The organism is Brevibacterium sp. 2SA, assembly GCF_005502845.1.
Classification (GTDB): Bacteria; Actinomycetota; Actinomycetes; order Actinomycetales; family Brevibacteriaceae; genus Brevibacterium.
The window spans coordinates 1-1,311 of sequence record NZ_SCMW01000112.1 but is presented as its reverse complement, the minus strand read 5'-3'; the positions used below and the strand labels follow the sequence as shown (position 1 = coordinate 1,311).

Annotated in this window: 1 protein-coding gene; it reads left to right on the top strand. The window is 60.9% G+C overall.

Annotated features, from left to right (window positions below; genetic code table 11):
• Nucleotides 1–93 precede the first annotated feature (93 nt).
• Entirely contained in the window at nt 94–1,260 is a 1,167-nt protein-coding gene (locus FFS20_RS17805) for an IS1249 family transposase (protein ID WP_171007142.1), read from the top strand.
• The last annotated feature ends 51 nt before the right edge of the window (nt 1,261–1,311 follow it).

Here is a 1,311-nt window from a genome sequence, read left to right as displayed (position 1 = left end):
GGGTTATAGGCCAAAATGTGTGTACAGGATGGTCCGCTCGCCCAGTAGGCAGTAGGGCAAGACCGAGTTGAACATGCCCTGCAACCATGTTCAGTGCCCAATCCCAGAAATCACCCCGTCTGTGGTGTATGCGCGACCAAGCTGGTCAAGAACGGCAAAACCAGTGCCGGACGCACCAGGTGGCGATGCCAACACTGCGGGGCCTCAGCGATTCAGACCCGCACCGATTCGACGAAGCGGGCAGACTTCACCGGCTTCATCGCATGGCTGACCAGCACCCGACCACGCGGTGATTTCGCGTCCAGCACTCGCACCTTCACACGAAAGATTCATTGGTGCTGGAACGTGGCACCCAGAGTGGTCCCGACAGGCGAGGTCCATGACCAGATCATGCTCGATGGCACCTACTTCAACGGTTGGTGCGTCCTCATCGCCTACACCGGCACTCACGTCATCGACTGGCAATGGTGCGACCAGGAGAAGAACGCGTCCTGGACGGCTCTCATCAGCCGCATCCCTGCCCCGGTGGCCGCGATCGTCGATGGCAACGGACCATTGACGACGACGATCAAGCGACTGTGGCCAACGACCCGGATCCAACGGTGTCACTTCCACATCCGACAGGCCGCGCATCGGTACCTGACCAGGCGGCCCGTGCTCCCGGCGAACAAGGAACTTCTCGGCCTGTTTAAGACACTGTCGAAGGTCACCAGCCTCGACGAGGCTGCGCGGTGGACGGCCGCGTTCACGTCCTGGGAAGCGGCGTGGGAGTCATTCCTCAAAGACCGCACCCAGGCGCGACCAGGAGCAGTGCGACCAGCCCATGTGAAGCCGGGGCAGCACTGGTGGTACACGCATATCCGGACCCGTCGAGCCCACAAGCTGCTGGCCGGGTTGATCCGTGACAATCACCTGTTCACGTGGCTGGAGATGGCCGAGGACGGGTACACGATCGCGAAGACCACGAATCCATTGGAGGGAGGCCCGAACAAAGCGATCAAGGACTTCCTCAGAGCCCATCGCGGACTGAACATTGATCATGCCCGTCGTGGAGTCGATTGGCTGTTGTATCTGCGTACCCAGGCGCCCAGGGACCCGTGGTCGTTCGTGACTCCACATGCGTGGACACCATCGTCCAGCGTGCCGAAGGTGGTCAAGCCCGAGACGGGTCGGGAGGAGACGAATCCTCTCTACGGAACGGGATTCAGTATCGAGGATGGCAACGGGATCCAGAAAGGCTGGGGCGGCAGATCCCGATAAGGACCAGTGTCGACACGCCCTGGCTGTACACACATTTTGGCCTATAACCCC